This is a genomic window from Streptomyces sp. NPDC005492, assembly GCF_040605995.1.
Lineage (GTDB): Bacteria > Actinomycetota > Actinomycetes > Streptomycetales > Streptomycetaceae > Streptomyces.
In genome coordinates this window covers 156,973-181,615 of sequence record NZ_JBEXDX010000016.1, presented here as the reverse complement: position 1 = coordinate 181,615, position 24,643 = coordinate 156,973, and the positions used below count along the sequence as shown (strand labels likewise).

27 protein-coding genes are annotated in these 24,643 nt (G+C 71.9%); 20 read left to right on the top strand and 7 right to left on the bottom strand.

Annotated elements, in window-relative coordinates; translation table 11 throughout:
- From ABZT04_RS22965 to ABZT04_RS22945, 5 genes are all read left to right on the top strand, one after another.
- Positions 1–378 (top strand): SPFH domain-containing protein (locus ABZT04_RS22965; protein ID WP_356058778.1); only part of this gene is annotated, 378 nt, incomplete at its 5' end.
- Between the two features lie 9 nt (positions 379–387).
- Entirely contained in the window at positions 388–606 is a 219-nt protein-coding gene (locus ABZT04_RS22960) for a hypothetical protein (protein WP_356058777.1), read from the top strand.
- 88 nt (positions 607–694) lie between these two features.
- Complete coding sequence (locus tag ABZT04_RS22955) at positions 695–1,582, top strand: PPK2 family polyphosphate kinase (RefSeq protein ID WP_356058775.1); 888 nt, start codon at positions 695–697, stop codon at positions 1,580–1,582.
- Positions 1,583–1,662: 80 nt separating this feature from the next.
- Positions 1,663–2,505, top strand: coding sequence for a polysaccharide deacetylase family protein (locus ABZT04_RS22950; protein ID WP_356058774.1), 843 nt, complete (start codon positions 1,663–1,665; stop codon positions 2,503–2,505).
- A 29-nt stretch (positions 2,506–2,534) separates the two neighbouring features.
- Positions 2,535–2,678 carry a hypothetical protein gene (locus tag ABZT04_RS22945; protein ID WP_355901877.1) on the top strand — a complete coding sequence of 48 codons (144 nt, stop codon included), beginning with the start codon at positions 2,535–2,537 and terminating at the stop codon, positions 2,676–2,678.
- Here the strand turns inward: ABZT04_RS22945 and ABZT04_RS22940 are convergent.
- Both ABZT04_RS22940 and ABZT04_RS22935 read right to left on the bottom strand, forming a co-directional pair.
- A complete protein-coding gene (locus ABZT04_RS22940) occupies positions 2,670–3,341 on the bottom strand; it encodes an ABC transporter (protein WP_356058789.1) in 672 nt (223 codons plus the stop codon). The two genes, ABZT04_RS22945 and ABZT04_RS22940, sit on opposite strands and share 9 nt — an antisense overlap.
- 5 nt (positions 3,342–3,346) lie before the next feature.
- Positions 3,347–4,222 (bottom strand): ATP-binding cassette domain-containing protein, encoded by an 876-nt coding sequence (locus ABZT04_RS22935; RefSeq protein ID WP_356058788.1) that lies wholly within the window; start codon positions 4,220–4,222, stop codon positions 3,347–3,349.
- Positions 4,223–4,315: 93 nt separating this feature from the next.
- Between ABZT04_RS22935 and ABZT04_RS22930 the strand changes: the two genes are divergently transcribed.
- On the top strand, positions 4,316–5,071 hold the full coding sequence (locus ABZT04_RS22930; RefSeq protein ID WP_356058773.1) for a peptidyl-tRNA hydrolase: 756 nt from the start codon (positions 4,316–4,318) through the stop codon (positions 5,069–5,071).
- Between the two features lie 9 nt (positions 5,072–5,080).
- Here ABZT04_RS22930 and ABZT04_RS22925 read toward each other — a convergent pair whose 3' ends face one another.
- Positions 5,081–5,719, bottom strand: a complete 639-nt coding sequence (locus ABZT04_RS22925; RefSeq protein WP_356058772.1) for an isoprenylcysteine carboxylmethyltransferase family protein — start codon at positions 5,717–5,719, stop codon at positions 5,081–5,083.
- A 182-nt stretch (positions 5,720–5,901) separates the two neighbouring features.
- Here ABZT04_RS22925 and ABZT04_RS22920 point away from each other — a divergent pair, with 182 nt between their 5' ends.
- The 8 genes from ABZT04_RS22920 (at position 5,902) to ABZT04_RS22885 (ending at position 14,134) form a co-directional block, all read left to right on the top strand.
- Positions 5,902–6,813: a DUF2236 domain-containing protein gene (locus ABZT04_RS22920; RefSeq protein ID WP_356058771.1), complete on the top strand. Its 912-nt coding sequence runs from the start codon at positions 5,902–5,904 to the stop codon at positions 6,811–6,813.
- A 44-nt stretch (positions 6,814–6,857) separates the two neighbouring features.
- On the top strand, positions 6,858–7,496 hold the full coding sequence (locus ABZT04_RS22915) for a TetR family transcriptional regulator (protein ID WP_356058770.1): 639 nt from the start codon (positions 6,858–6,860) through the stop codon (positions 7,494–7,496).
- Positions 7,497–7,585: 89 nt separating this feature from the next.
- The gene (locus tag ABZT04_RS22910; protein WP_356058769.1) at positions 7,586–8,194 is read left to right on the top strand and encodes a TIGR03086 family metal-binding protein; all 609 of its coding nucleotides are present in this window, start codon (positions 7,586–7,588) and stop codon (positions 8,192–8,194) included.
- Between the two features lie 135 nt (positions 8,195–8,329).
- Positions 8,330–9,118 (top strand): DUF4142 domain-containing protein, encoded by a 789-nt coding sequence (locus ABZT04_RS22905; protein WP_356058768.1) that lies wholly within the window; start codon positions 8,330–8,332, stop codon positions 9,116–9,118.
- 146 nt (positions 9,119–9,264) lie between these two features.
- Complete coding sequence (locus ABZT04_RS22900; RefSeq protein WP_356058767.1) at positions 9,265–10,569, top strand: DUF692 domain-containing protein; 1,305 nt, start codon at positions 9,265–9,267, stop codon at positions 10,567–10,569.
- 122 nt (positions 10,570–10,691) lie between these two features.
- Entirely contained in the window at positions 10,692–11,456 is a 765-nt protein-coding gene (locus tag ABZT04_RS22895) for a DUF4142 domain-containing protein (protein ID WP_356058765.1), read from the top strand.
- A gap of 117 nt (positions 11,457–11,573) precedes the next feature.
- Positions 11,574–12,368, top strand: coding sequence for a TIGR04222 domain-containing membrane protein (locus ABZT04_RS22890; RefSeq protein WP_356058764.1), 795 nt, complete (start codon positions 11,574–11,576; stop codon positions 12,366–12,368).
- 134 nt (positions 12,369–12,502) lie between these two features.
- Positions 12,503–14,134, top strand: coding sequence for an alpha/beta hydrolase (locus ABZT04_RS22885; RefSeq protein ID WP_356058763.1), 1,632 nt, complete (start codon positions 12,503–12,505; stop codon positions 14,132–14,134).
- Between the two features lie 201 nt (positions 14,135–14,335).
- On the opposite strand, the gene hemQ is transcribed toward ABZT04_RS22885, so the two are convergent.
- Entirely contained in the window at positions 14,336–15,067 is a 732-nt protein-coding gene (hemQ, locus tag ABZT04_RS22880; protein ID WP_356058762.1) for a hydrogen peroxide-dependent heme synthase, read from the bottom strand.
- Positions 15,068–15,071: 4 nt separating this feature from the next.
- Positions 15,072–16,502, bottom strand: a complete 1,431-nt coding sequence (gene hemG / locus ABZT04_RS22875) for a protoporphyrinogen oxidase (RefSeq protein ID WP_356058760.1) — start codon at positions 16,500–16,502, stop codon at positions 15,072–15,074.
- A 161-nt stretch (positions 16,503–16,663) separates the two neighbouring features.
- Between hemG and ABZT04_RS22870 the strand changes: the two genes are divergently transcribed.
- Positions 16,664–17,554 carry a DUF4349 domain-containing protein gene (locus tag ABZT04_RS22870; RefSeq protein ID WP_356058759.1) on the top strand — a complete coding sequence of 297 codons (891 nt, stop codon included), beginning with the start codon at positions 16,664–16,666 and terminating at the stop codon, positions 17,552–17,554.
- A gap of 27 nt (positions 17,555–17,581) precedes the next feature.
- Entirely contained in the window at positions 17,582–18,982 is a 1,401-nt protein-coding gene (locus ABZT04_RS22865; protein ID WP_356058758.1) for an FAD-dependent oxidoreductase, read from the top strand.
- Positions 18,983–18,988: 6 nt separating this feature from the next.
- On the opposite strand, the gene ABZT04_RS22860 is transcribed toward ABZT04_RS22865, so the two are convergent.
- Positions 18,989–19,315, bottom strand: a complete 327-nt coding sequence (locus ABZT04_RS22860) for a hypothetical protein (RefSeq protein WP_356058757.1) — start codon at positions 19,313–19,315, stop codon at positions 18,989–18,991.
- A 125-nt stretch (positions 19,316–19,440) separates the two neighbouring features.
- Here ABZT04_RS22860 and ABZT04_RS22855 point away from each other — a divergent pair, with 125 nt between their 5' ends.
- Positions 19,441–20,265, top strand: a complete 825-nt coding sequence (locus tag ABZT04_RS22855) for a rhomboid family intramembrane serine protease (RefSeq protein ID WP_355901913.1) — start codon at positions 19,441–19,443, stop codon at positions 20,263–20,265.
- Between the two features lie 6 nt (positions 20,266–20,271).
- Here the strand turns inward: ABZT04_RS22855 and hemE are convergent, their stop codons facing one another.
- Positions 20,272–21,339 carry a uroporphyrinogen decarboxylase gene (gene hemE, locus ABZT04_RS22850; protein WP_356058756.1) on the bottom strand — a complete coding sequence of 356 codons (1,068 nt, stop codon included), beginning with the start codon at positions 21,337–21,339 and terminating at the stop codon, positions 20,272–20,274.
- Positions 21,340–21,443: 104 nt separating this feature from the next.
- Between hemE and ABZT04_RS22845 the strand changes: the two genes are divergently transcribed.
- From ABZT04_RS22845 to ABZT04_RS22835, 3 genes are all read left to right on the top strand, one after another.
- The gene (locus tag ABZT04_RS22845) at positions 21,444–22,112 is read left to right on the top strand and encodes a DUF3000 domain-containing protein (protein WP_078623169.1); all 669 of its coding nucleotides are present in this window, start codon (positions 21,444–21,446) and stop codon (positions 22,110–22,112) included.
- A 236-nt stretch (positions 22,113–22,348) separates the two neighbouring features.
- On the top strand, positions 22,349–23,011 hold the full coding sequence (locus tag ABZT04_RS22840) for a response regulator transcription factor (protein ID WP_055514175.1): 663 nt from the start codon (positions 22,349–22,351) through the stop codon (positions 23,009–23,011).
- Between the two features lie 152 nt (positions 23,012–23,163).
- Positions 23,164–24,441, top strand: a complete 1,278-nt coding sequence (locus ABZT04_RS22835; protein ID WP_356058754.1) for a ribonuclease D — start codon at positions 23,164–23,166, stop codon at positions 24,439–24,441.
- The last annotated feature ends 202 nt before the right edge of the window (positions 24,442–24,643 follow it).

Below are 24,643 nucleotides of genomic sequence, written 5' to 3'. Positions count from 1 at the left end.
GGCCTGGAGTTGATGATCGACAGCCCGTCCATCGGCTGGGGCGTGCAGATCGACCGCGTCGAGATCAAGGACGTGTCCCTGCCCGAGACGATGAAGCGCTCGATGGCCCGCCAGGCCGAGGCCGACCGTGAGCGGCGGGCCCGGATCATCAACGCGGACGCCGAGTTGCAGGCCTCGAAGAAACTCGCCGAGGCCGCGGAGCAGATGTCCGAACAGCCCGCCGCACTCCAACTCCGCCTGCTGCAAACGGTGGTGGCGGTCGCCGCCGAGAAGAACTCGACCCTGGTCCTCCCCTTCCCGGTGGAACTGCTCCGCTTCCTGGAGCGGGCACAGGCGCAACCACCGCAGTCCCCTCCCCCGCCCGCAGTCGAGCAGTAACATGCCGCCATGCGCCCGAAGTTAGCGATCGTCGCCGTGGCAGCCCTCCTGGGAACCGTCGCCGGATGCGGGGAGGACGGAGGCGGTTCGTCCGCGCCCGCACCCGGCACCTCGCAGCGGATCGCGGCCGCGAGTAGGGCCCTCGCCGAGAGCGGCACGCTCCCGCGCGACGGCGAGCAGGTGACACCGCCGGTGGCCTTCGCGGGCGGGTCGGTGCACCGGACCTGACCGACCGCACCCTCGCCTCGGACACGCTGACTGGCGGTCCCCGCCCCCGCGCCGCAGGATCGAGGGAGCCGACCGGAAGGGGTGCCCCATGGCCGAGAAGGGCGCGAAACACAAGCACGGGAAGAAGAGCAAGGCACCGGCCCTCGGCGAGCTGCTGCGCGTCCCCGCCGACAAGCCGGTCGATCTCTCCTCCTACGACGCGGCGGCCACCCCTGGCGGCCCCGACGACAAGGCCTCAGGCCTCAAAGACATGGCCCGCATGGGCGAGCACCTCGCCGACCTGCAAGAACGCCTGTGGGCGGCGAGCACCGCCGGTGACCGGCGCCGCCTGCTGCTGGTCCTCCAGGGCATGGACACCAGCGGCAAGGGTGGCACGGTCAAGCACGTCATCGGTCTGTTCAACCCCTCCGGCTGCCGCATCCGAGCCTTCAAGGCGCCCACACCCAAGGAACGCAAACACGACTTCCTCTGGCGCATCAAACGAGCCCTCCCCACATCCGGCGAGATCGGCATCTTCGACCGCTCCCACTACGAGGACGTCCTCATCGCCCGCGTCCGCGAACTCGCCCCGCACCGCGAGATCAACGACCGCTACGGCCGCATCAACCGCTTCGAGCAGTCCCTGACCGACGACGGCGTGACCGTCGTCAAATGCTTCCTCCACATCTCCTACGACCAACAGCGCCGCCGTCTGCTCGAACGCCTCGACAACCCGGACAAGCACTGGAAGTTCAACCCCGGCGACATCGAGGAACGCGCCCTGTGGCCCGCCTACCAGCAGGCCTATGAGACCGCGCTCGCCCGCTGCACCACGTCTGAGGCTCCCTGGTACCTGATCCCCGCCGACCGCAAGTGGTACCGCAACTGGGCCGTCACCCGCCTGCTCCTGGACCATCTGACGGCCCTGGACCCGCGGTACCCGAAGGCGGACTTCGACGTCGAGGCCTTCCGGGGACGGCTCCTGAGCGAGGGCTGACGACCCACGCCGCGCCGACCCCCGGGCCGACTTCCGTGTCGATGCCCGATTAATCACTTTTATTCACCTATGTTCTTACGGTGATCATTCGTGTACGACGAGTCGCCGCCGCCTGTGCGCTCGGCGCCGCGCTCTCCGCCTGCGGGGCCCCCGCGGCGCCCCACGCCTCCCGTCCGGCGCCCAGCGCGCCCACCGCCGCCCCCTCGCGGCCCCCGACCCTCGCGCCCGGCCCCGCCGGTCTGACGCCCGTCTTCAAGAACGGTCCCCGGGCCGACGGCAAGACCGTCGCGCTGACCTTCGACGCCGACATGACGGCCGATCAGGGGCCGCGCGCGGCAGCCGGTGAGCATTTCGACAATCCGCAGCTCATCGCCACCTTGCGCACCTTGAAGGTGCCGGCGACCGTGTTCATGACCGGTCGATGGGCCGACGAGTATCCGGCCGAGGCCCGTGCCATCGGCCGGGACCCGCAGTTCGAGATCGCCAACCACTCCTACAGCCACTACGCCTTCACCGGCGACTGCTACGGCCTGCCGACCGTCTCCCCGGACCGGATGAAGTCGGATGTGGAGCGGGCGTACACCGCGTTCAAGAAGGCGGGCGTGCCGAACGCGATGCCGTACTTCCGTTTCCCCGGCGGGTGTTACGACCGGCAGGCGCTGAAGGCGTTGAGCGCGGTCGGTGTCACGGCGGTGCAGTGGGACGTGGTGAGCGGCGACGCCTTCGCGACGGACTCCGACGCCGTGGCCCAGCAGGTGCTGGCCGGTGTGAAGCCCGGCTCGGTCGTCGTCATGCACTGCACGCGCAGCGCCGCCCCGGCGACCGAACGGGCCGTCCGCATGATCGTGCCCGAGCTGCGCAAGAAGGGATACCGGTTCGTGAAGGTCTCCGAGCTGATCGGCGCCACGGACCGGCACCACTGAGGTTCACGCCCTCCTCGTACGCTGGCCGCATGAGTGACGAAGAACCGGCGCCGGCGTACGCGGAGTGCGTGCTGTGCCGGGAGCCCACCGAGTACCCCGAGACGCACAAGGGGATCACGCTGTGCCCCGTCTGCGAGTGGCAGGAAGCACAGCGGACCGCCTGTTCAGGGTGAGCGGCGGGAGGTGAGGGCGCAGGCCACGGCGGTCGCGGCCGCCGTGACCAGGGCCGCGGCGGCCAGGGGCAGCAACGGGAGCTGGACCGTGCCCGACCGCGAACCGGTGACCAGGCCGCTGACCGCCGCCTGTGCCGGGGAGCCGCTCACCACCACGGACAGCAGCGCCGCCAGCAGCATCGCGGGAACGGCCCGGCCGGGCGAGCGCAGCAGCGGCCAGTTGGTGAGCGCGCCGACCGCCGTGCCGAGCAGGGCGCCGACCAGGGTCGCGAGCAGACCGGCCGCAGCGGCGGCGGGGAGCGGCACCCGGGTGCGGTGATCGACGCTCGCCGGGTCGCTGATCAGCGTGACGACGGCGGTGGCCACCGCGCCGAGGCCCGCCGCGGTGCTCAGCGCGACCAGCAGCGAGGCGAGGTGCGCCCGTCCGGGACCGACCGCCGCCGCGACACAACTGCGGGCCGCGGGCGGCTCGTTGGTCGTGCAGATCCGCACCAGCCAGGCGGCGACGGGGAGCAGGGCCGCCGCCGTGTAGCCGAGCGAGTCGAGCACCGGCTGCCCGCCCTGGACGCCGATGCCCAGGAACGCGACGTACAGGATGAGCGGCGGGAGCCAGCGCTGGGAGCGCAGCAGGAGGGCGGCCTGGTAGCGCAGGAGGGCCGTCATCGCGGTCACCGGGGGCTTTCGTCGTCGACGGGGAGGTCCGTCCGCGGGTTCAGGCTCACCACGTGCCAGGGCGGGCGGGCCGTCAGCAGGGCGCGGAGCAGGACGTCCGAGTGGGTGGCGGGGACGGTCAACCGGTGGGTGCCGGGGGTGAGCTGCGTCGCTGAGGTGAGGAACTGGTGTGCCTCAGTGGGGAGTTGGCTTCCCGGCGGGCCTTGGACGTCCACCCATACCTGCGGTCCGGACGGTGAAGCGGTCGTGTCCGTACGGCGGTTGAGGGTTCCGTCCATGACGGTATAGGTCGCGTCGGGCGCCCCCGCGAGGCGGCGCGGGTCGTGGTCGACGAAGACGACGGCTCCGCCGGCCGCCGTCCGTTCGGCCACGGCCCGCTCCAACTCGGCCCGGGCGTCCGCGTCCAGGCCGGTCCACGCCTCGTCGAGGACGAGCAGTTCCGGCTCGGCGAGCAGGGCCTGGGCCACGGCGACCTTCTGGCTGCTGCCCTTCGAGAGACGGGTCATGGGGGTACCGGCGTAGGCCGTGGCGCCGAAGCGGTCGAGCCACTCACCGGTCGCGCGCGCCGCCGCCGTACGGGAGAGGCCGTGCACTCTGCCGAGGTGGGTGAGATAGCCCTCGGCGGTGAAGGGGAGCGCCTGCGGGAAGCGTTCGGGGACGTAGGCGGTGCGGGGGCGGCCGGTGACGCGGCCTTCGGTGGGTGCGTCGATGCGGGCGAGGAGACGGAGGAGGGTGGACTTTCCGGTGCCGTTGGCGCCCTCGATCCGGGTGAGGGTGCCGGCCGCCGGCGCCAGGTCCACCCCGCGCAGGACCCAGGGGCCGCGCAGTCCGTAGCGGCGGCCCGCGCCCTCCAGTCGTAGCTCACGTGGCATGCGTCCCATCCTCCCGGCCCCCACTCCTTTCCGTGCAAGGCCCCTGCCCCCGCCCCGGGGAGAGCCGATCTTCCGCCTGGCAGACTGGAGGACGTGACCAGTGACTCCACCGTCCCCGGCGACGATCCCGACCCCTTCCGCAACGAGCGCACCGCGCGCGACGAGGCTCCGCAGTTCGTGCTGCCCCTGGTCGTCCGGATCGAGCGCGACGCTCCCCCGGCGCGGACGGACGCGCTGGAGACGGCCGCCCGGGCCGTGCTGACCATTCTCAGCGACGACCGGGCCGTCGGTGACGGGGAGTGGGCGCAGGTCATGCGGGACTGGCAGGACGCGCGGATCCGGAAGGTGGTCCGGCGGGCGCGCGGGGCCGAGTGGCGGCGGGCCGAGGCACTGCCGGGCATCACGGTCACCGGGAAGTCGGCACAGGTGCGCGTCTTCCCGCCCGTCCCGCTCGACGGCTGGCCCAAGGACCTGGCCCGGCTGCAGGTCTCCGGCACCGACCTCGACGACCCCGAACCACCGGCCGACGCGGACCCGGCGGCGCCGGTGCTCTGGCTGAACCCCGACCTCGACATGTCCGCCGGCAAGACGATGGCCCAGACCGGCCACGGCGCCCAACTGGCCTGGTGGGAGCTGTCGGACACCGACCGGACCGCCTGGCGTCAGGCGGGCTTCCCGCTCTCCGTCCGCACCGCCGACCCCGCTCACTGGGCCGAACTCACCAGCACCGAGCGGCCGTTGGTCCGGGACGCGGGCTTCACGGAGATCGCACCCGGGCTGACCGTCGCGGTCGAGGGGCACGACCGGGTCGGCGACCTGGCGGGCGAGGGCGAGCGACCGGCCGGCTGACGTCGCGCGTTACCCGGCGTGAGAGCGCGGCACCCCGGCCCGAGCGTGCCGTGTCCACGGGATCAGCGCCGGAACGCGGGAGCGATAGGCCTCGTAGGACGCACCGAACCGGTCGGCCATCATGCCGTCCTCTATCCGCACCCTGCGCAACAGCCAGGGGACCGCGACGGCCAGGAACACGATCCAGACGCCGAAGCCGCAGGCCAGCATCCCGCCGAAGATCAGGCCGAGGAGTCCGGTGTAGATGGGGTGCCGCACTATTCGGTAGGGGCCCTCGGTGCGCAGCTCGTGGTGGTCGTGGACCATCGGGACGCTGGCCCACATGACGCCCAGGACCCAGCGGGACCACAGCAGCAGAGCGGTGGAGGCGACGGCGATCAGGGCGCCCAGGAGCGCCAACTCCGGCTGCCAGTACTGGAGATGACGCCAGAAGCCGTCCGGGCCGCGGTTGATGAGGATGGAGACCGCGCAGCAGCCCGCGATCAGCAGAGCCCGCTGCGGCAGGGTGCGGCGCAGGCCGTGCGCCCAGCCGCGCGCCCCGGTCTCGCTCTTCACGCCGAAGTAGACGGCGCCCGCGAGCCAGGCCACGACGAAGACCAGGACACAGCCGCCGGTGAGAGCGACGAGTGCGGAATGTAGTGAGCCCATGGCCCAAGACTGCTCCTCGACCGGAGTGGATCACCACCACCCACGGGTTGAATCGGCGGCTCCACCCTCGGGTGGACACCGGTGACTCTCGGTCGAGGTGACACAGATCACGACCGACCGAGGCATCGACCGGCCCGCGCCCGAGCGTCCCTCCACTGAAAGTCCGAATGGGGGGACCGACCGTGCGCCGTGGCCGTGGCTACAAGTGGGTCGACCGCGAACTGGCCCGGCTGGACCCGGACACCGACTGGGAGCGCATGATCTCGCTCTACGTCGGCCACCGCGTCCCCGAGTTCGCGCTGGCGATGATGGTCTATCCCGGCACCATGCGCATGATGCGGCCGGGCCACGGATCCGCCACCCTCGCCCACACCGGGAAGCTGGAGACGAGGCCCCGGCGGCGTTTCGAGGACGGCAACGAGTTCCTGATGGCGTGGATGGTGGACGGGCTGTCCAGCCCGGCGGGCCGTAGCGCGGCCGAGCGACTCAACCGCATGCACCTGGCGATCGCCCGCGCGACCCCGCACCTGCCCGGCAACTTCGACGACGTCGACGACTTCGTCTATCCCCTGGTCCTGCTGGCCACGTCCGCCGACCGTCTCCAGACCTCGCTGGGCCTGCCCGGCACGAGCGACAACATGAAGGTCGCCTGGCATCGCTGGGCACAGACCCTCTTCCGCCTCCTGGAACGCGAGTCCGGCCCGCTCGCCGGTGAGGCGTTCCCCGAGGACTGGGACGCGATGACCGAGTTCGCGCTGAAATTCGACGCGCGGCCGTACGAGGCGACGGAGTTTGGCCATCGGGTGGCGACCGCGATGATGGAGCACTTCGCCGAGCGCTGGTTCCCCTTCCCCTTACGGGAGTTCGGCAGAGACCTGACCCGATACCTCGCCGGCGAACAGGTCTGCCGACTCCACCGCATCGGCACCCTCACCCCGCGACGCGAGCGCACCGTCCGCCTCTTCCTGAAGTCCGCGTTCCTCACCCAACGACTCCTCCCCGACTACCGCAGACCGCTCCCCGAACGCTTACGGCAGACTCGCCGCAGGCCGAAGTCCCTGCCAGGCAAGCGGAGTTCACGGTGTACGGGATAGCCGGCCAAAGGCCCGTCCCCCCTCACGTTGCTTAGGATGCCGTCATGACACGACTCGACGGCCGGGTCGAGCGGGGCAACCGCACCCGGCGGGTGATCCTGCGCCGTACTGTCGACATCGCCTCCGTCGAAGGCCTGGAGGCACTGTCCGTCGGCCGGCTGGCCACCGAGTTGCGGCTCAGCAAGAGCGGCGTGTTCGCGCTCTTCGGATCCAAGCAGGAGCTGCAACTGGCCACCGTGCGCGAGGCCGCCCGTATCTATACCGAGCGGGTGATCAGGCCCGCCGCCGAACTCCCGGCCGGAGTAGGCCGGTTGTGGCGGCTGTGCGAGCTGTGGCTGGAGTACTCGCGGGGACGGGTCTTCCCGGGGGGTTGTTTCTTCTACGAGGTCATCGCCGAGTTCGACGCCCGCTCCGGGCCGGTGCACGACGCGGTGGTCGGCGCGCAGCGGGCCTGGACGGCCCTCGTGGAACGGACGATCACCGAGGCCCGGGACGCGGGCGAGTTGCGGGCCGACACCGACATACCCCAACTCGCCTTCGAGTTGGTCGCGTTGATGGAGACGGCCAACGCGGTCTCCGTACTGCACGACGAGGAGACCGCGTACCGCCGGGCCCGGATCGGCATAGCGGCACGGCTGCGAGGCGCGGCCACGGACCCTTCGCGAGTCCCGCAAGCCACCTGACACACAAGGCACTTCACCACCCAACCCCTCCCTCACTTCGGCCGAAAACAAGTAGCACGACCGTTCGCACAGTTTCTAGGCTCACGCCCATGACTGCCACCGGAACGGACATCGTCGAGCTCGACCGGATCGCCGTGTACGAGGCGTTGCGCGTGCTGGAGTGGGCGCGGGACGAGGACTGGGAGCGGGACACGCCCTGCGCGGGGTGGACGTTGCGCCGGCTCGTGGCGCACATGACCGCGCAGCACCACGGATTCGCGGCCGCCGCGCGGGGCGCGGGTCAGGACAGGGCGTACTGGCGGGAGCCGGATGACCTGAGCGAGCCGGCCCGGACGCATCGCGCGGCGGCCACGGCCGTCCTCGCCGCGTTCGCCGAACCCGGCGTCTCCGAACGGGAGTTCACGCTGCCGGAGCTGGGCGCGAGCTTCCCCGGCCGGACGGCGATCGGCTTCCACTTCATCGACTACGTCGTCCACGCCTGGGACGCCGCCGCCACCCTCGGCGTGCGGCTGGACCTGCCGGACGACGTCCTGGACGTCGCCCTGGTGGTGGCCCGGCTGGTACCGACCGACCCGGCAGGGCGCGGACCGGGGTTCGCGTTCGCCCCGCCGCTCGACGTACCCCCGGCAGCCGACCCGCTCGACAAGACGCTACGGCTGCTCGGCCGGTCGCCGGAGCAGTGGTCGACGAGGAGCTGACGAACTCGCCTTCTTTGCCTGCCCTTTACGTAAAGCTGCCCTCCGCTTGAACAAGGCGGCCGTCCCGCGCGTACCTCCTGGCACTGGCCACGCGTCGGCTTCTCCAACGACCAGTTGATTTCCCGGGAGGCTCCCTTGCGTCGTATCAACGGTACGGCTGTGCTCATCGCGGCCATCGTCGCCACCACCGGCGCACTGGCCTTTCCCGTGTGGTCGTACGGCGACCGCTCGGGCACCGGTCAGGCGAACGTGGCGGCGGGCACCGTCAACACCCAGTGGGGGCCGCTGACGGCGGCCGACCGGGACCTGATCGTGCGGGTGCGGCTGGCCGGGCTGTGGGAACTGCCGGCCGGGCAGCAGGCGATCGAGCGGGCGCCCAGCCAGGCGATCAAGGAGGCCGGTGACCATCTCGTCGTCGGTCACACCGACTTGGACAAGCGGGTGCGGATCGTCGCGGCCCAGCTCGGTGTCGTCCTGCCCAACGTGCCGAACGAGCAACAGCAGGGCTGGCTGCGGGAGATGAGCGCGGCGACCGGCGCGGAGTACGAATACAAGTTCGCCAACCTGCTGCGGGCCGCGCACGGCAAGATCTTCCCGGCCATCGGCGCCGTACGGAACACCACCCGCAACAGCCTGGTCAGACAGCTCGCCTCGGACACCAACCAGACCGTGCTCGACCACATCACGATGCTGGAGAAGACCGGGCGGGTCGACTTCGACGCCATCGCCAACGAGATCGCGAACGCCTCGACCGCCAGCCCGACCGGTCCCGCGGCGCCCCTGCCCGGCCAGTTCGTGCCCTCGGCACCGCCCGCCGAGGGCAGCCCGGACATCGGGGCCACCTCACAGCCGTCCGCCGGAGCACCGGGCACGGTGAACACCGGCCGACCGGATCCGGTCGACTCGATCGGCGTGCTCGGTTAGCCAGCCGGGCCGTGGCCCCGAACCTCAAATGTTGCTCTGAAGGTGACACCGCGGAGGTTCGGGGCCCCGTCAATGGGCGATACCTCCGGCACGCCGAACAGCGGCCTTGTGGAGTTCATTGATCGCGTGCAGGACGGGGACGGACGATGGAGCGACTGGGGACGGGCATCGGATGGCGGCCGGAGATCGCGGACGCCGTGGAGCGCATGCCGGGCATCGACTGGGTCGAGGCCGTGGCCGAGAACGTCTGCCCCGGCCACCTCCCCTCATCGCTGCTACGGCTGCGCGAGCGCGGGGTGACCGTGATCCCGCACGGTGTCTCGCTCGGCCTCGGCGGCGCGGACCGGCCCGACGAGCGCAGGCTGACGGCGCTCGCCGAACGGGCCGAGGCGCTCGGCTCGCCCCTGGTCACCGAGCACATCGCGTTCGTCCGCGCCGGCGGCCCCCTGACCGCCTCCCCGCTCCTCGAAGCCGGCCATCTGCTGCCCGTGCCGCGCACCCGGGACGCCCTGGACGTGCTCTGCGAGAACATCCGCATCGCCCAGGACGCGCTGCCCGTGCCGCTCGCCGTCGAGAACATCGCCGCGCTGCTCGCCTGGCCGGGCGAGGAGATGACCGAGGGCCAGTTCCTGTACGAACTGGCCGACCGCACCGGCGTACGGCTCCTGATCGACGTGGCGAACCTGCACACCAACCACGTCAACCGCGGCGAGGACCCGGCCAGGGCCCTCGCCGAACTGCCCGTCGAGGCCATCGCCTACGTCCATGTCGCGGGCGGTGTCGAACGCGACGGCGTCTGGCACGACACCCACGCCCACCCGGTCCCCGCCCCGGTCCTCGACATCCTGACGGACCTGGCCTCCCGCGTCTCGCCGCCGGGGGTGCTGCTGGAGCGCGACGACAACTTCCCCGAACCCGCCGAGCTGGAGCGGGAGTTGACCGCGATCCGCGGGGCGCTGGCGAAGGGGCGGGCGCGCACCGTGAGCGGCGGGACACGGACACCCGCCACGCCCCCGGCCGCCGCTCCCGCTCCCGGGTCCGCCCGTCAGCGCCTCGCGCTCGCCCAGACCGCCCTGCTCTCCGCCCTGGTGGCCGGCACTCCCCTCCCCGACGGGTTCGACCGCGTACGGCTCGGTGTGCAGGCGCGGGCGCTCGGGGTGAAGCGGGCCGACGTCGTGGCGAAGGTGGCTCCCGAGCTGCCGGAGATCCTCGGGGACGGCTACCGCTCGGCCTTCCTCGCGTACGCGCACACGCACCCGATGACCGGCGGCTACCGGCGTGACGCGCTGGACTTCGCCGGGCAGGTGCTGCTCTCGGGCGGGCCCGAGGACGCCGAGGTCAGGCGGGCACTGCGTGACTGGTGGCTGGAGCGCTCCGGCCCGGTCCCGCGGACGGCGCGGCCGACGGTCCGGCTCGCCCGGGCCACCCGGCGGGTGCTGTTGCGCCGTTGAGGGGTGCGATCGGCCGGGAGGGGCCTTGGAGGCCGACAGTGACTCCACAGTAATATTGCGGTCCCGCACGAGAGGTTCACGAGAAACACACTCCCGTGCGGTGCCGTGACAGGAGGCACCCCATGCGACCGCGTTCCCCCGTAAAGGGCCGAGGCATCTTCAGTGGCACCGGCGTCATCATCATGGGTCTGACCGCGACGCTGGCCGCGCTGATCTTCCCGGTCTGGTCGTACGCGGACCGGTCCGGGACCGTCGGCGCGAGCGTGCTCAGCGACCAGACCGTGGCCACGCAGTACGGGCCGTTGTCCGCGCTGGACCGGGACTTCGTGACCAGGGTCAGGCTGGCCGGGCTCTGGGAGCTGCCGGCCGGTCAGCAGGCCGAGGAGAAGGGCACCACCGCGGCCGTACGCACGGCGGGGCAGCACCTCATCGACGGGCACACATTCCTGGACGAGCGGGTGCGGGACGTGGCGGCCAAGCTCGGGCTGCCGCTGCCCGACCGGCCCAACGCGCAGCAACAGCAGTGGCTCGCCACGCTGAACGCGGCGCAGGGCGTGGACTTCGACAGCAAGTTCGCCAACCTCCTGCGCGTCGCGCACGGCAAGGTGTTCACGGTGGTCGCGCAGGTCCGCGCGACCACCCAGAACTCGCTGGTCCGCGCCCTCGCCGACGACGCGAACACGACCGTCCTGGACCACATCAAGGTCCTGGAGGCCACCGGGTACGTCGACTTCTCCGCCCTGGCCCGGGAGATGGCCGCTTCGAGCGCGCCCCCGGTGACCGGCTCCGCCGGAGTCGGCTCGGTGGTCCCACTGACTCCGTCGGTCTCCCCGACCTACACGCTCCCGCCGGCCGCCTCCAGCCCGCCGCCGTCGGCCCAGCCGTAGAACGGTTTCGACCGTGGTGGGTTTCCGGACAACCGGAACGTCACGTGCAGGCAACGCTCCGTCCGGATTGTGAACAAGGCATGGCGTTCTACTGGGCCTTTGGCATAGAAACTTGGCATGTTCTGGGTCCTTCTCCTGCTCCTGGCCTGGGCCGTCGCCGGCACGGCGTGCACGCGGCTGTGCCTGGCCGCCGTCAGAGCGGCGGCCGTCGACGTGGACGACATGGGCAAAGGGCATGATCTGACGCTCTACGAGGCGGCGTTCCTGTCCGGCGGTCCCGCGCGGGTCGCCGATCTGACGCTCGTCTCCATGGCACGGCAGCACCGGCTGCTGCTCGCCCACACCGGCTGGGCGACCGTCGTCGACCCGCGCGGCCGGGACGACATCGAGCGGTCGGTGATCGGCGCCATCGGGCCCGACGGGCAGTCCCGGATCGCCCCGGTGCGGGCCACCGCGGCGGCCACGGACGCGGTGCGCGACGTGGCGGACCGACTCGTCGACGCGGGTCTCGCCGTACCGGACGGAAGCAGTACGACCGTTGCCTCCGGGGTCCGGCAGGTGCGGGCCGCCGCGCTCGCCGTGCTCGCGCTGGGCGCGACCGCGCTGTTGACGCCGGGGGCCGAGATGCCGCGCGGACTGGTCGCGCTCTGGTTCGCGCTGCCGCTCGCCGTCACGCTGAGCTGTCTGGCGATCGCCCGGGTCGAGGTGCACCCGTACTCGCGCTGGGCCTCGCCGGCCGGACAGCGGTTGCTCGGCGCGCTGGCCCGGCACGCGGGCGGCGGCGCCGACGACCGTACGTATCTCACCTCCGTCGCCGTACGCGGCATCCGCGCGGTCGGCGAGCCGGATCTGCGGGCGGCCTTCGCGCACCGCGAGCAGTACCGCGGGCAGTTCGACGAGTGGCGCCGCTGACCGCGGCGTGAGAGTGCGCCAGGGGGCGCACAGGGGTCATTGGGGCCGACACCGGCCCGATGGTGCTTGCCTTCGCCAACAACCGAACGAAACATCCCTTTTGTTGCTGCCGTGCTCCGAAGGGATACGCCACCATGCGAGCCGCCGCCCTGTACTCCGCCGCCGGGTCCTTGCTCCTGACCACCCTCGCCGCCGCCCCGGCCACCGGTGCCCCGGGCGACGCCGAGCAGACCGGCACCACGCTCGCCGCCGCGCACGCCCGGGCCAAGGGCATCGGCTTCGGGAAGTGCCCCGGCGCCCAGGACATGCCCGGCACCATGGAGTGCGGCACGGTCTCCGTCCCGCTCGACTACGCGCACCCCGACGGCAAGCAGATCAGACTGACCGTCAGCCGCGCCCGGGCCACCCACAAGGACCCGCACAACAGCAAGCGCAGAGTCCCCCGCCAGGGCTCCCTGGTCTACAACCCGGGCGGCCCCGGCGCCTCCGGCCTGTACTTCCCGCTGATCGGCATGCTCCCCGAGTGGAAGCGCATCGCGTCGGCCTACGACCTCGTCGGCTACGCCCCGCGCGGGGTCGACAAGTCGTCACCGCTGTCCTGCGTGGACCCCAAGCACTTCTTCAAGGCGCCCTCGCAGTCGCCGACGTACCCCTCGGAGTCGTACAAGAAGGAGCGCGTCGCGGAGGCCAAGGCCTACGCGCGCGGCTGCGCCAAGCGCTCCGGCGGCAAGCTGCGTTTCTACACCTCCCTCAACAACGCCCGTGACCTGGACGTCCTGCGCGCGGCCCTCGGCGAGGACAGGCTGACGTTCATGGGCGCGTCCTACGGGACGTACTTCGGGGCGCTGTACGCGACGCTCTTCCCCTCCCACGTACGGCGGATGGTCTTCGACTCGGCGGTGAACCCGGACCCCGAGCAGATCTGGTACCGCGACAACCTCGACCAGTCGGCCGCGTTCGAGGGCCGCTGGGCGGACTTCCGGGAGTGGGCCGCCAAGCACGACGACGTGTACGGCCTCGGCGACACCGCCGAGAAGGTGCTGCGCAGTTACGAGAAGGCCCAGGCGCAGCTCGCCGAGAAACCCGCGGGCGGCAAGGTGGGGCCTGCGCAGTTGCAGGGCGCGTTCCTGTCGGCCGGGTACTACGACGACTACTGGCCGCACAGCGCGGCGGCCCTGTCGGCCTATCTGAAGGGCAACCCGAAGCCGCTGATCGAGCAGGCCGGGCCGACGCCGGAGGCGGCCGTCGAGGCGGAGAACAGCAACGCCGTCTACACGGCCGTCGAGTGCAACGACGCGCCCTGGCCGACGGACTGGAGCGTCTGGGACCGGGACAACACCCGGCTCGCGCGCGTGGCGCCCTTCGAGACCTGGGACAACGTGTGGATGAACCTGCCCTGCGCCTACTGGACCGCGCCCCGGCAGCAGCCCCTCGATGTGCGGACCGTGCCGGGTGAGCTGCCGCCGGTGCTGATCCTGGCCGCCGAACGGGACGCGGCGACCCCGTACGACGGGGCGCTCGAACTCCAACGGCGGCTCTCCGACTCGGTGTTGGTGACCGAGCGGGACGCCGGGACGCATGGCATCGCGGGCGGCGCCAACAAGTGCGTCAACGGATACCTGGACGCGTATCTGCTGGAGGGGCGAATGCCCGAGCGGCAGGCCGCGTGCGCGCCGCACGCGGAGCCGAAGGCGGTGTCGCCGGGCGACCGTTCCCACCGGACCCCGGTGAAGGAGTCCGTCAAGGGAAAGGCCGCCCAGGGCTGACGGGCTCCGGCCAGGGCCTGTCCGGCGGATCAGGTCGCAGGAAATCTGCGGTGCCTGATCAGCGCCCGTGAGCGGGGCGTGGTGCGTGCGGCTGCAAGGCGGAGGAGGGCGGCGACGCGATGAGGGAGTCGGCAACCGACGGCAACGCCGCAGACGCGCGTGCCACGCCCCGCGTCTGCGACAGGATCCGCCGGACAGGCCCTAGGCCAGGCCCGCCACCAGTTCGGCGATGTCCTTGCGGCGGCCCGTGTAGAACGGGACCTCCTCGCGGACGTGCATACGGGCCTCGGAGGCGCGGAGGTGGCGCATGAGGTCGACGATGCGGTACAGCTCGTCGGCCTCGAAGGCGAGGATCCACTCGTAGTCGCCGAGCGAGAACGAGGCGACCGTGTTGGCGCGCACGTCCGGGTAGCCGCGGGCCATCTTGCCGTGGTCGGCGAGCATGCGGCGGCGGTCCTCGTCGGGCAGCAGGTACCAGTCGTAGGAGCGCACGAACGGGTACACGCTGATGTAGTCGCGCGGCGACTCGTCGGCCAGGAAGGCCGGGATGTGCGCGCGGTTGAACTCGGCGGGGCGGTGCAGCGCCATGTTCGACCAGACCGGCTCCAGGGCGCGGCCGAGCTTGGTGCGGCGGAAGAGGTTGTACGCCTCCTGGAGCTGGTCGGCGGTCTCGGCGTGCCACCAGATCATGAGGTCGGCGTCGGCGCGCAGGCCCGACACGTCGTACGTGCCGCGGACCGTGACGTCCTTCGCGGCGAGCTGGTCGAACAGCTCCTGGACCTCGTCGGCATATCCGGCACGGCCCTCGGGCAGTACGTCCTTCAGCTTGAAGACGGACCACAGCGTGTAGCGGATGGCCTCGTTGAGGTCCTTGGCCAGCTTGCCCTTGTTCGGGATGCGGCCGGGCTCGGTGGTGGGGGCGTCGTCACTCATGGGGCTATTCTCCCGCTCCGCCCGGCGCGCTCGGCACCGGGTCGCCGGTCAGCCGCTCGACGGCCGCGTACGCGCTCGCGATGGTGGCCGGGATGCCGACGCCGTCGTAGACCGCGCCGCACACGGCGAGGCCGGGCAGCTTGCCGACGTGGTCGCGGACGCGGGCCACGCGCGCGTGATGGCCGACCGGGTACTGGGGCAGGCCGTCGGTCCAGCGGATGACGCGGGTGTCTAGGGGTGTGGCGTCGAGACCGGTGGCCTCGCGCAGGTCGTGCCGCGAGACGTCCACGAGGCTGGTGTCCTCGCGCTCCAGGACCGCCGCCTCGCCGTACCGGCCCACCGAGGTGCGCACCACCACCACGTCCGGGTTCTCGTCGGCGATCCAGCCCCACTTCTGGGAGGCGAAGGTGGACGCCTTGATGGTGCGGCCGTCGACGGGCGGCACCAGGAAGCCGCTGCCCTCGGGGAGGTCGATGTCGGCGCGGCGGTAGGCGAGGGTGATCAGGGCCATCGAGGCGTACTCGACGGCGGCCAACTCGGCGGCGGCGCCGGGTACTTCGGCCCGCAGCAGTGCGGCGGCGGCCGGCGCGGGTACGGCGACGATCACCCCGTCGGCGTCCAGGACGCGGTCTCCGGCGACGACCCGCCAGCCGGCCGCCCCGCTGCGGCGCAGCTCCGTCACCGGTGTCCCGGTGAGGATCTCGCCGCCCCGCGCGCGCACCGACTCCGCGACGGCGAGCGGCAGTTGGCCCACTCCGCCCTGGATGCCCATGAAGACGGGGCCGGTCTGCTGTGCGGCGGCGGCGCGCTCCTGGATGCCCCGGACGGCCTCGGTGAGGGAGTCGTGCCGCCGCGCGGCCTCGAAGAGCTGCGGGACGGCGGAGCGCATCGAGATGCGGTACGCGTCGCCCGCGTAGACCCCGCCCAACAGTGGCTCCACCAGGCGGTCGACGACCTCGCGGCCGAGGCGTGCCGCCACGTACTCCCCGACCGCCACGTCGTCGCCGACCTCCGTGCGGGGCAGGTCGGCATCGCGCTCGATGCGGTGCAGACCCTCGTCGGAGAGGACTCCGGAGAGGGCGGAGGCGGTGCCCGGAACGCCCATGACATGGCCCTTGGGCATCGGGCGCAGGGCACCCCGGGTCCAGATCGACGCGGTGGCCGTGGCCGGCGGCTGGAGTCGGTCGGTGAGACCCACCTCGCGGGCCAGCGCGACGGCCTCGGGGCGGCGGGCCAGCATCGACTCGGCGCCGAGGTCCACGCGCGCGCCCGCGATCTCGCCCGGCAGCAGCTTGCCGCCGATGCGGTCCGACGCCTCGACGACCGTCACCCGCACGCCTCTGTCCAGCAGCCGGTGCGCGGCGGCCAGCCCCGCGATCCCGGCGCCGATGACGACGACCTGCCCTGTGCCCCCGCGCGTCTCCACTTCACCCATGCCCCCAGCCTCTCAGACCCCACTGACAGTCCGACTCCGGCCCGGTGTCCGATGCGCGTCCCGACCGTGACCGCATCGGAACCGTTTCCGGCCAACGTCCGGTCCGGCCCGGGCGTCGAAGGTGCGTCAGTCGTCACGACGACCCTCGGGGGTAGCGACACATGCGCACACGACACTCCGTACGGCCCGTGCGGGCCCTGGCCGGGCTCCTGCTGGCATCCGTCCTCGCGCTGGCCGGGTGCAGCGGCGGCGCGAACGACACCTCCGCCAGCGACGCCGGCGGGGACGCCAAGGCCGCGGCTCCGGGTACCGCCCAACAGGAGGGCGCATCGGGCAGCGGCAACGCCAAGGACACCGGGTCCGTGCCCAAGCTCACCGCGAGCAGCATCATCCGTACGGCATCGCTGTCCGTGCGGGTCAAGGACGTACCGAAGGCGCTCGACGAGGCCCGCACCGCGACAGAGAACGCGGGCGGGTTCGTCGGCGACGAGACGACCACCCGCGACGGACAGGGCCACGAACGCACCCGGGTCGTCCTGCGCGTGCCCACCGACAAGTACGACGAGGTCCTCGCCGACCTGGAGGGCACGGGCCGGCTGCTCGACCGCACCGCGAAGGCGCAGGACGTCACCGACCAGGTCGTGGACGTGCGGAGCCGGATCACCTCGCAGCGGGCCAGCGTGGCACGCGTGCGTGAACTGATGGACCGGGCCACCAAGTTGAGCGATGTGGTGGAGCTGGAGGGCGAGTTGAGCACCCGCGAGTCCGACCTGGAGGCGCTGCTCGCGCGACAGGCCTCCCTGAAAGACCGCACCAGCCTGGCCACCATCACGCTGTCCCTGTCGCAGACCCCGGTGGCAAAGGCCGCCGCGAAGGACGACAGCCCGGGCTTCGTGGACGCGGTGGCGGGCGGCTGGCACGTCTTCGTCACGATGCTGCGCTGGATCGCCCTGGCACTCGGCGCGGCACTGCCCTTCGCGGCGGTGGCGGCGCTGGCAGTCCTCGTATGGCTGCGGCTGCGGCACGCTCGGGCGCAGGGTGGGCAGGACTGAAATGATCGGTCCCCGTAGCGTGTTCGCATGAGCATGAGCCGTGCGAGGGGTACCCGGGAACGACTGGTCGTCGTCGGAGGCGACGCCGCGGGCATGTCCGCGGCGTCGCAGGCACGCCGCCTCAGGGGGCCCGACGAGCTGGAGATCGTGGCCTTCGAGCGCGGCCACTTCACCTCGTACTCGGCGTGCGGGATCCCCTACTGGGTGGGCGGCGAGGTGTCCGGTCCGGACGACCTGATCGCCCGCACCCCGGAGCAGCACCGGGAGCGCGACATCGACCTGCGGATGCGCACCGAGGTCGTGGAGATCGACGTCGCGGGCGGGCAGGTACGCGCGCGGGACGTCGACTCGGGGGCCGAGTCCTGGACGTCGTACGACAAACTCGTGATCGGGACCGGGGCGCAGCCGGTCCGTCCGGACATGCCCGGTGTCGATGCCCCCGGGGTGCACGGGGTGCAGACGCTCGACGACGGGCAGGCGCTGCTCGACTCGCTGGCACGCACGCGTGGCCGCCGCGCGGTGGTGGTCGGGGCCGGGTACATCGGGGTGGAGATGGCGGAGGCGTTCGTCAACCGGGGGTATGACGTCACCGTCGTCAACCGGGGCCAGGAGCCGATGTCGACGCTCGACCCGGACATGGGCCGGCTGGTGCACAAGGCGATGGAGGGCCTGGGCATCACCATGGTCAACGACGCCCGGGTCACCGAAGTGCGCACCGGGGACGACGGGCGGGTACGGGCGGTCGTCACCGAGGACGCGGAGTACCCGGCGGACGTCGTGGTGCTGGGGATCGGTGTCCGGCCGGAGACCGAGCTCGCCAAGGCGGCCGGGCTGCCGCTCGGGGAGCACGGCGGGCTGCTCACCGACCTGGCGATGCGGGTGCGCGGGCACGAGAACATCTGGGCCGGGGGCGACTGTGTCGAGGTGCTCGACCTGGTCTCCGGGCGGGAGCGGCACATCGCCCTGGGGACGCACGCCAACAAGCACGGGCAGGTCATCGGTACGAACGCGGGCGGCGGTTACGCGACCTTCCCGGGGGTGGTCGGTACGGCCGTGAGCAAGGTGTGCGATCTGGAGATCGCGCGTACCGGGCTGCGCGAGAAGGACGCCCGGCGGGCGGGCCTGCGGTTCGAGGCGGTCACCATCGAGTCGACGAGCCGGGCGGGCTACTACCCCGAGGCCTCCCCCATGACGGTGAAGATGCTCGCCGAACGCCGTACCGGCCGTCTCCTGGGCGTGCAGATCGTCGGCCGGGAGGGCGCCGCCAAGCGCGTCGACATCGCGGCGGTCGCCCTCACGGCCCGTATGACGGTGGAACAGATGACGGCGCTGGACCTGGGCTACGCCCCGCCGTTCTCCCCAGTGTGGGACCCGGTCCTGGTGGCGGCCCGCAAGGCGAGCGCCAAGGTCCAGGCCGGGCCTCGTTGAACGTTCCTACGCCGTTCCGTTGATGCGGTCTATGGCCTGCCGTGCCTGCTCGGCCGGCGGCCTGGCCGGCAGCGAGGAGACCGACGCGCTCGGCGGCATCATCGCGGCGGGCTGCGCCGCTGCCGCGGGCTTCGCGTGGGCGCCCAGGGCCGTGGACCGCAGCCGGTTGCTCACCGCCTCGTCCAGGGTCACCGGCCGCTGCATCTGCGCGGCGAGGCGGCCCGCTTCCTGACCGAGCTTGGCGACGTCCTCCCAGGGGAGACGCACCACCAGGGAGATCTCGGCCTCGCCGTCGGGCGTCGCCTGCAGCTGAGGGGAAATACGGTCGTTCATGGTCTGTTCCTCACGTCGTGCCCGCGACACGCCTTCCCCGCACCGCGAGCGGTTGAGGAGTCATACGCACAGGCGGAGGGCGGTGTTCACCGGTTCGCCGGGCGGATCGGGGGCACTAATCCCTTGTGGTCATCCCCGTCCATGACGTGAACCCCGTGCGCCGCACCCCCTGGGTGACGTACGCGCTCATCGCCGCGAACGTGCTCGTCTTCCTGTCCACGCCCGGAATGGCCGGTTCCGTGGCGGGTGGCAGCGACCTCTCGCAGTTGTGCCATCTCCAGGCGTTCCTGGACCACTACGCGGCCGTACCACGGGAGTTGATCCACCATCAGATGCCCCAGGTGGTCCCGACCGGCGCCGTCCAGGCGGGCCCCGGCGGCGCGAGCTGCGCGGCCGGCCCGCCGACCTACGACAAGTCGGCGCCGCTGAGCGTTTTCACCGCGATGTTCCTGCACGGCAGTTGGATCCACCTGCTGGGCAACATGCTGTTCCTGATGATCTTCGGCAACAACGTCGAGGACCGCATGGGCCACATCCGCTACACGCTCTTCTACGTCGCCTGCGGCTACGCGGCGGGCTACGGCTTCGCACTGCTCAACGCGGACTCGGCCGACCCGCTGATCGGCGCCTCCGGGGCGATCGCCGGTGTCCTGGGCGCCTATCTGGTGCTGTACACGAAGGCCAGGGTGTGGGTCCTGGTGCCGTTCCTGTTCTTCCTGCCGCTGCGGCTGCCGGCCTGGCTGGTGCTGGGCTTCTGGTTCGTGCTCCAGGCGTTCTACTCGTCCGGCGAGGGCGTCTCCGAGGCCGGCACCGTGGCGTACGCGGCGCATGTCGTCGGCTTCCTCGCGGGCATGCTGCTGGCCTGGCCGCTCAAGGCGGGCACGCCCCCGCCGCCGGAACCGCGCGGTCTGCTGTTCGGCAGACGGGCGCGGCCCCGGCACACGTGGTGAGCGCGCCTATCGGCCCGTCTGCGTGTGGACGTACTCGACGAGCCGGGTGAGCGAGTCCGGGTCGGTGGTCGGCATCACGCCGTGCCCGAGGTTGAAGATGTGGCCCTCCAGACCCTTCGCCGACTCCAGGACCTCGCGGGTCTTGGTCTCGACGGCCTCCGTGGAGGCGAACAGGACGGTCGGGTCGAGGTTGCCCTGGAGCGCCTTGCCGGGGCCGACGCGGCGGGCGGCCTCGTCCAGCGGGACACGCCAGTCGACACCGACGACGTCCGCGCCGGCCTCGCCCATCAGGCCGAGCAACTCACCGGTGCCGACGCCGAAGTGGATGCGCGGGACGCCGTAGCCCTCGACCGCGCTCAGGACCTTCGCGGAGGCGGGGAGCACCGAGCGGCGGTAGTCGACCGGGGCGAGGGCGCCGGCCCAGGAGTCGAAGAGCTGGACGGCGCTCGCGCCGGCCTCGATCTGGACCTTGAGGAAGGCGACGGTGATGTCGGCGAGGCGGTCGAGGAGGTCGGCCCACAGCTCGGGGTCGCCGTACATGATCGCCTTGGCGTTCTCGTAAGTGCGGGACGGGCCGCCCTCGATGAGGTAGCTCGCGAGGGTGAAAGGCGCGCCGGCGAAGCCGATGAGGGGGGTGGAACCGAGCTCGGCGGTCAGCAGGCCGATGGCCTCCGTGACGTAGGAGACGTCCTCGGGGGTGAGGTCGCGGAGCCGCGCGAGGTCCGCGCGGGTGCGGATCGGGTTCTCGACGACCGGGCCGACGCCGGGCTTGATGTCGAGGTCGATGCCGATGGCCTTGAGCGGGACGACGATGTCGCTGAAGTAGACCGCCGCGTCGACGCCGTGCCGGCGGACCGGCTGGAGGGTGATCTCGGCGGCCAGTTCGGGCCGCGTGCAGGACTCGAGCATCGGGATGCCCTCGCGCACCTTGCGGTACTCGGGCAGCGAGCGCCCGGCCTGGCGCATGAACCACACCGGCGTGTGCGGCACGGGCTCACGCCTGCACGCCTTCATGAAGGCGGAGTCGTAAGTGGCGGTCTGCTGCTGGCCCGCGGGGCTCTGGTTGGCACTCACGGGGCAAGTCTCGCACGGCGCCAGAACGCGATTACACGGTGTGCTGAGCCGAAGAGCGGGTGTCTAGTCCCGCACGATGCCTCCGTTCCCCTTAATCTTCCCGCATGGCTGCGGCTCAGGGACGATTGTCGGACGGCGCTGACGGAATGGACGACTCCAAGGAGGGGGACCGGGATGGGGGCGGTACGGCTCCGCCGGCTTTCCAGGCCGCGGTCCAGGCCCTGCGGAACAGTCGGCTGCGACCGCAGATCGAGATCGACCCGACGCCCGCTCCGCAGCGGCTCGCCCCCTATGCGTACGCGCTGGAGGCCGCGGTCGTCGACGGCGACCAGGACCTGGCCGACGGCCGGCTGGTGCTGCTGCACGACCCGGCCGGGCACGACGCCTGGCACGGCACGTTCCGGCTGGTGACGCTGGTGCGCGCGGAGCTGGAGCCGGAGATGGCGGCGGACCCGCTGCTGCCCGACGTGTGCTGGTCATGGCTGACCGGCGCGCTCCAGGCGCGCGGACTGACGTACGGCGAGCCGAGCGGCACCGTCACGCGCGCCAGCTCGCACTACTTCGGCGGGCTGTCCGAGCGCCCGTCGGCCTCGCAGATCGAGATCCGCGCCTCGTGGACACCGCGCGAGGGACTCGGCGGTGTCCCGGACACTGCGGCGCATCTGGCCTCCTGGTGCGATCTGCTGGCCCAGGTCGCGGGCCTGCCGCCGGCGGGTCCGGGCGACGCGTCCATCGTCACGCTGCCGCAACGCAGGGGACCACAGTCACGCTGAGCCTTACCTCGGTCACACCGAGGACTTACCGATCCCTTGCAGTGCCTTTGTCGATACGGCCACTTTCAATCAGGAGTGACCCCTCGAACGAGCCGTTTCGTTCACCGAACGATCGACAGCGCGTCCGAATTGCACTGATTGCTACTCACTAAATCGTGATCTTTCTCTAAAGGCCCAGGGGTTTGGTGCCGAAGACGACTGTGACCTTGAAAGTCGTCCCACACCCAGGAGGCCTGGTGTCCGTTCTCCTTGAGCAGCCCGCAAGCCTGGTCGCCTACCGCCCGAACAAGCCGACCGCCATGGTGGTCGTGGCCGACCCGCGCGTCCGCTCCACCGTCACCCGCCACCTGTGGGCGCTCGGTGTGCGCGACGTCATCGAGGCCTCGTCCGTCGCGGAGGCTCGTCCCCGCATCGGCAACCCCCGCGACATCTGTGTGGCAGACGTCCACCTGCCCGACGGCTCCGGCCTCACCCTGCTCTCCGAGACCAGAGCCGCCGGCTGGCCCAACGGCCTGGCCCTGTCCGCCGCCGACGACATCGGTGCCGTGCGCAACGCCCTCGCGGGCGGCGTCAAGGGCTACGTCGTCACCGGCACCCGCACCAACGTCGGGCTCCCCACCCGACCCGGCGTCGCCCCCATCGGCTCCGCCGCCGCCCGTATGCACCGCCGCCCCCCGGGTTCCCCGAGCCACCCGGGTGGCTACCGCGAACTGTCCGGCCGTGAGGTCGAGGTGCTCCGCCTGGTCGCCGAGGGCCAGTCGAACAAGGCGATCGGCGTCTCCATGGGCCTGTCCGCACTGACCGTCAAGAGCCACCTCGCCCGCATCGCCCGCAAGCTGGGCACCGGCGACCGCGCCGGCATGGTCGCGGTGGCGCTGCGCACCGGAATCATCCACTGACCCTCCCCCGCACCCCGTCCCACGCCCCTCCCGAACCCCTTCCGCGCCGTGAACCGGAACTTTCACCGACCTGACTGGTTTACGACCCCCGCACGCCCGTCGACGGAACGTTCCGTCGGCGGGCGTTGTCCATACACGGATACCCTTGACACGTGACCGACGCCCAAGAAACCGCAGCAGACAGTTCACTGCGAACCACCGGAGGCGCCCCTCCGGACGACGTCGAACCGGCGCCGATCCCTTTGCTGGAACCCCGGGAGGGCATTCCGCCCGTGATCGCCGACGAGGAGTCCCTCGCCGAGGCGATCGCGGCCTTCGCCGCCGGCACGGGCCCCCTCGCCGTCGACGCCGAGCGCGCGTCCGGCTACCGGTACGGCCAGCGCGCCTACCTGGTGCAACTGCGCCGGGAGGGCGCGGGCACCGCCCTGATCGACCCCGTCGCCTGCCCCGACCTGTCGGGCCTCGGTGACGCCGTCTCAGGTGTGGAGTGGGTGCTGCACGCCGCAACCCAGGATCTGCCGTGTCTGCGGGAGATAGGCATGGTGCCGACGCGGCTCTTCGACACCGAGCTGGCCGGGCGGCTCGCCGGATTCCCGCGGGTCGGTCTGGGCGCGATGGTCGAGAACGTCCTCGGTTTCGTCCTGGAGAAGGGGCACTCCGCCGTCGACTGGTCCACCCGCCCGCTGCCCGAGCCGTGGTTGCGGTACGCGGCCCTGGACGTGGAACTCCTCGTCGACCTGCGGGACGCCCTGGAGAAGGAGCTCGACCGGCAGGGCAAGCTGGACTGGGCCCGTCAGGAGTTCGACGCGATCGCGGCGGCGCCGCCCGCCGAACCCCGCAAGGACCCCTGGCGCCGTACGTCCGGGATGCACAAGGTACGGCGGCGCCGGCAGCTCGGGGTCGTCCGGGAGCTGTGGCAGACCCGGGACCGGATCGCGCAGCGGCGGGACGTGTCGCCGGGCAAGGTGCTCTCCGACGCGGCGATCGTGGAGGCCGCGCTCTCCCTTCCGGCCGATGTGCAGGCCCTGGCCGCGCTGAACGGGTTCGGGCACCGGATGGGGCGACGGCAGTTGGAGCAGTGGCAGGCGGCGGTCGACCGGGCGAAGGCGCTGCCCGACTCGGCGCTGCCGCAGCCGGGCCAGCCGGTCACCGGACCTCCGCCGCCCCGGGCGTGGGCCGACAAGGATCCCGAGGCGGCGGCCCGGTTGTCCGCGGCCCGGGCCGCGGTGTCGGCGGTGGCCGAGCGGCTCAACATGCCCCAGGAGAACCTGATCACGCCGGACACGGTGCGGCGGGTGTGCTGGGAGCCGCCGAGGAGCGCGGACGCGGAGTCCGTGGGGGCCGCGCTGGCGGGATACGGGGCGCGGGCCTGGCAGGTGGAGCAGGTGACGCCGGTCCTGGTGGACGCGCTGACTACAAAAGCGCCGTAAAGGGTTCTGCCGGGTCGCGGGTGCGCGCCCGTCGCGGGTGCGCGCCCGTCGCGGCTGGTCGCGCCCGCGCGGCGGAGCCGCGTATCGGCTCTGCCCGCGGCCCTTGGGGCGCCTCACCTGCTCGCGGGACCGGCTAGATCGCGCCAAGATCCGCGCCTTGAAGGTGTGACGTTCGCCGCTCCGGGCTCCGGGGCTGGGCAGC

Coding starts and splice junctions, on each gene's coding strand:
- ABZT04_RS22900 (WP_356058767.1), top strand. CDS start 9,265: ATGGAGCGACTGGGGACGGGCATCGGATGGCGGCCGGAGATCGCGGAC.
- ABZT04_RS22945 (WP_355901877.1), top strand. CDS start 2,535: ATGAGTGACGAAGAACCGGCGCCGGCGTACGCGGAGTGCGTGCTGTGC.
- ABZT04_RS22955 (WP_356058775.1), top strand. CDS start 695: ATGGCCGAGAAGGGCGCGAAACACAAGCACGGGAAGAAGAGCAAGGCA.
- ABZT04_RS22845 (WP_078623169.1), top strand. CDS start 21,444: ATGGCTGCGGCTCAGGGACGATTGTCGGACGGCGCTGACGGAATGGAC.
- ABZT04_RS22870 (WP_356058759.1), top strand. CDS start 16,664: ATGCGCACACGACACTCCGTACGGCCCGTGCGGGCCCTGGCCGGGCTC.
- hemG (WP_356058760.1), bottom strand. CDS start 16,502: ATGGGTGAAGTGGAGACGCGCGGGGGCACAGGGCAGGTCGTCGTCATC.
- ABZT04_RS22860 (WP_356058757.1), bottom strand. CDS start 19,315: ATGAACGACCGTATTTCCCCTCAGCTGCAGGCGACGCCCGACGGCGAG.
- ABZT04_RS22910 (WP_356058769.1), top strand. CDS start 7,586: ATGACTGCCACCGGAACGGACATCGTCGAGCTCGACCGGATCGCCGTG.
- ABZT04_RS22895 (WP_356058765.1), top strand. CDS start 10,692: ATGCGACCGCGTTCCCCCGTAAAGGGCCGAGGCATCTTCAGTGGCACC.
- ABZT04_RS22885 (WP_356058763.1), top strand. CDS start 12,503: ATGCGAGCCGCCGCCCTGTACTCCGCCGCCGGGTCCTTGCTCCTGACC.
- ABZT04_RS22865 (WP_356058758.1), top strand. CDS start 17,582: ATGAGCATGAGCCGTGCGAGGGGTACCCGGGAACGACTGGTCGTCGTC.
- ABZT04_RS22925 (WP_356058772.1), bottom strand. CDS start 5,719: ATGGGCTCACTACATTCCGCACTCGTCGCTCTCACCGGCGGCTGTGTC.
- ABZT04_RS22935 (WP_356058788.1), bottom strand. CDS start 4,222: ATGCCACGTGAGCTACGACTGGAGGGCGCGGGCCGCCGCTACGGACTG.
- ABZT04_RS22960 (WP_356058777.1), top strand. CDS start 388: ATGCGCCCGAAGTTAGCGATCGTCGCCGTGGCAGCCCTCCTGGGAACC.
- ABZT04_RS22915 (WP_356058770.1), top strand. CDS start 6,858: ATGACACGACTCGACGGCCGGGTCGAGCGGGGCAACCGCACCCGGCGG.
- ABZT04_RS22940 (WP_356058789.1), bottom strand. CDS start 3,341: ATGACGGCCCTCCTGCGCTACCAGGCCGCCCTCCTGCTGCGCTCCCAG.
- hemQ (WP_356058762.1), bottom strand. CDS start 15,067: ATGAGTGACGACGCCCCCACCACCGAGCCCGGCCGCATCCCGAACAAG.
- ABZT04_RS22890 (WP_356058764.1), top strand. CDS start 11,574: ATGTTCTGGGTCCTTCTCCTGCTCCTGGCCTGGGCCGTCGCCGGCACG.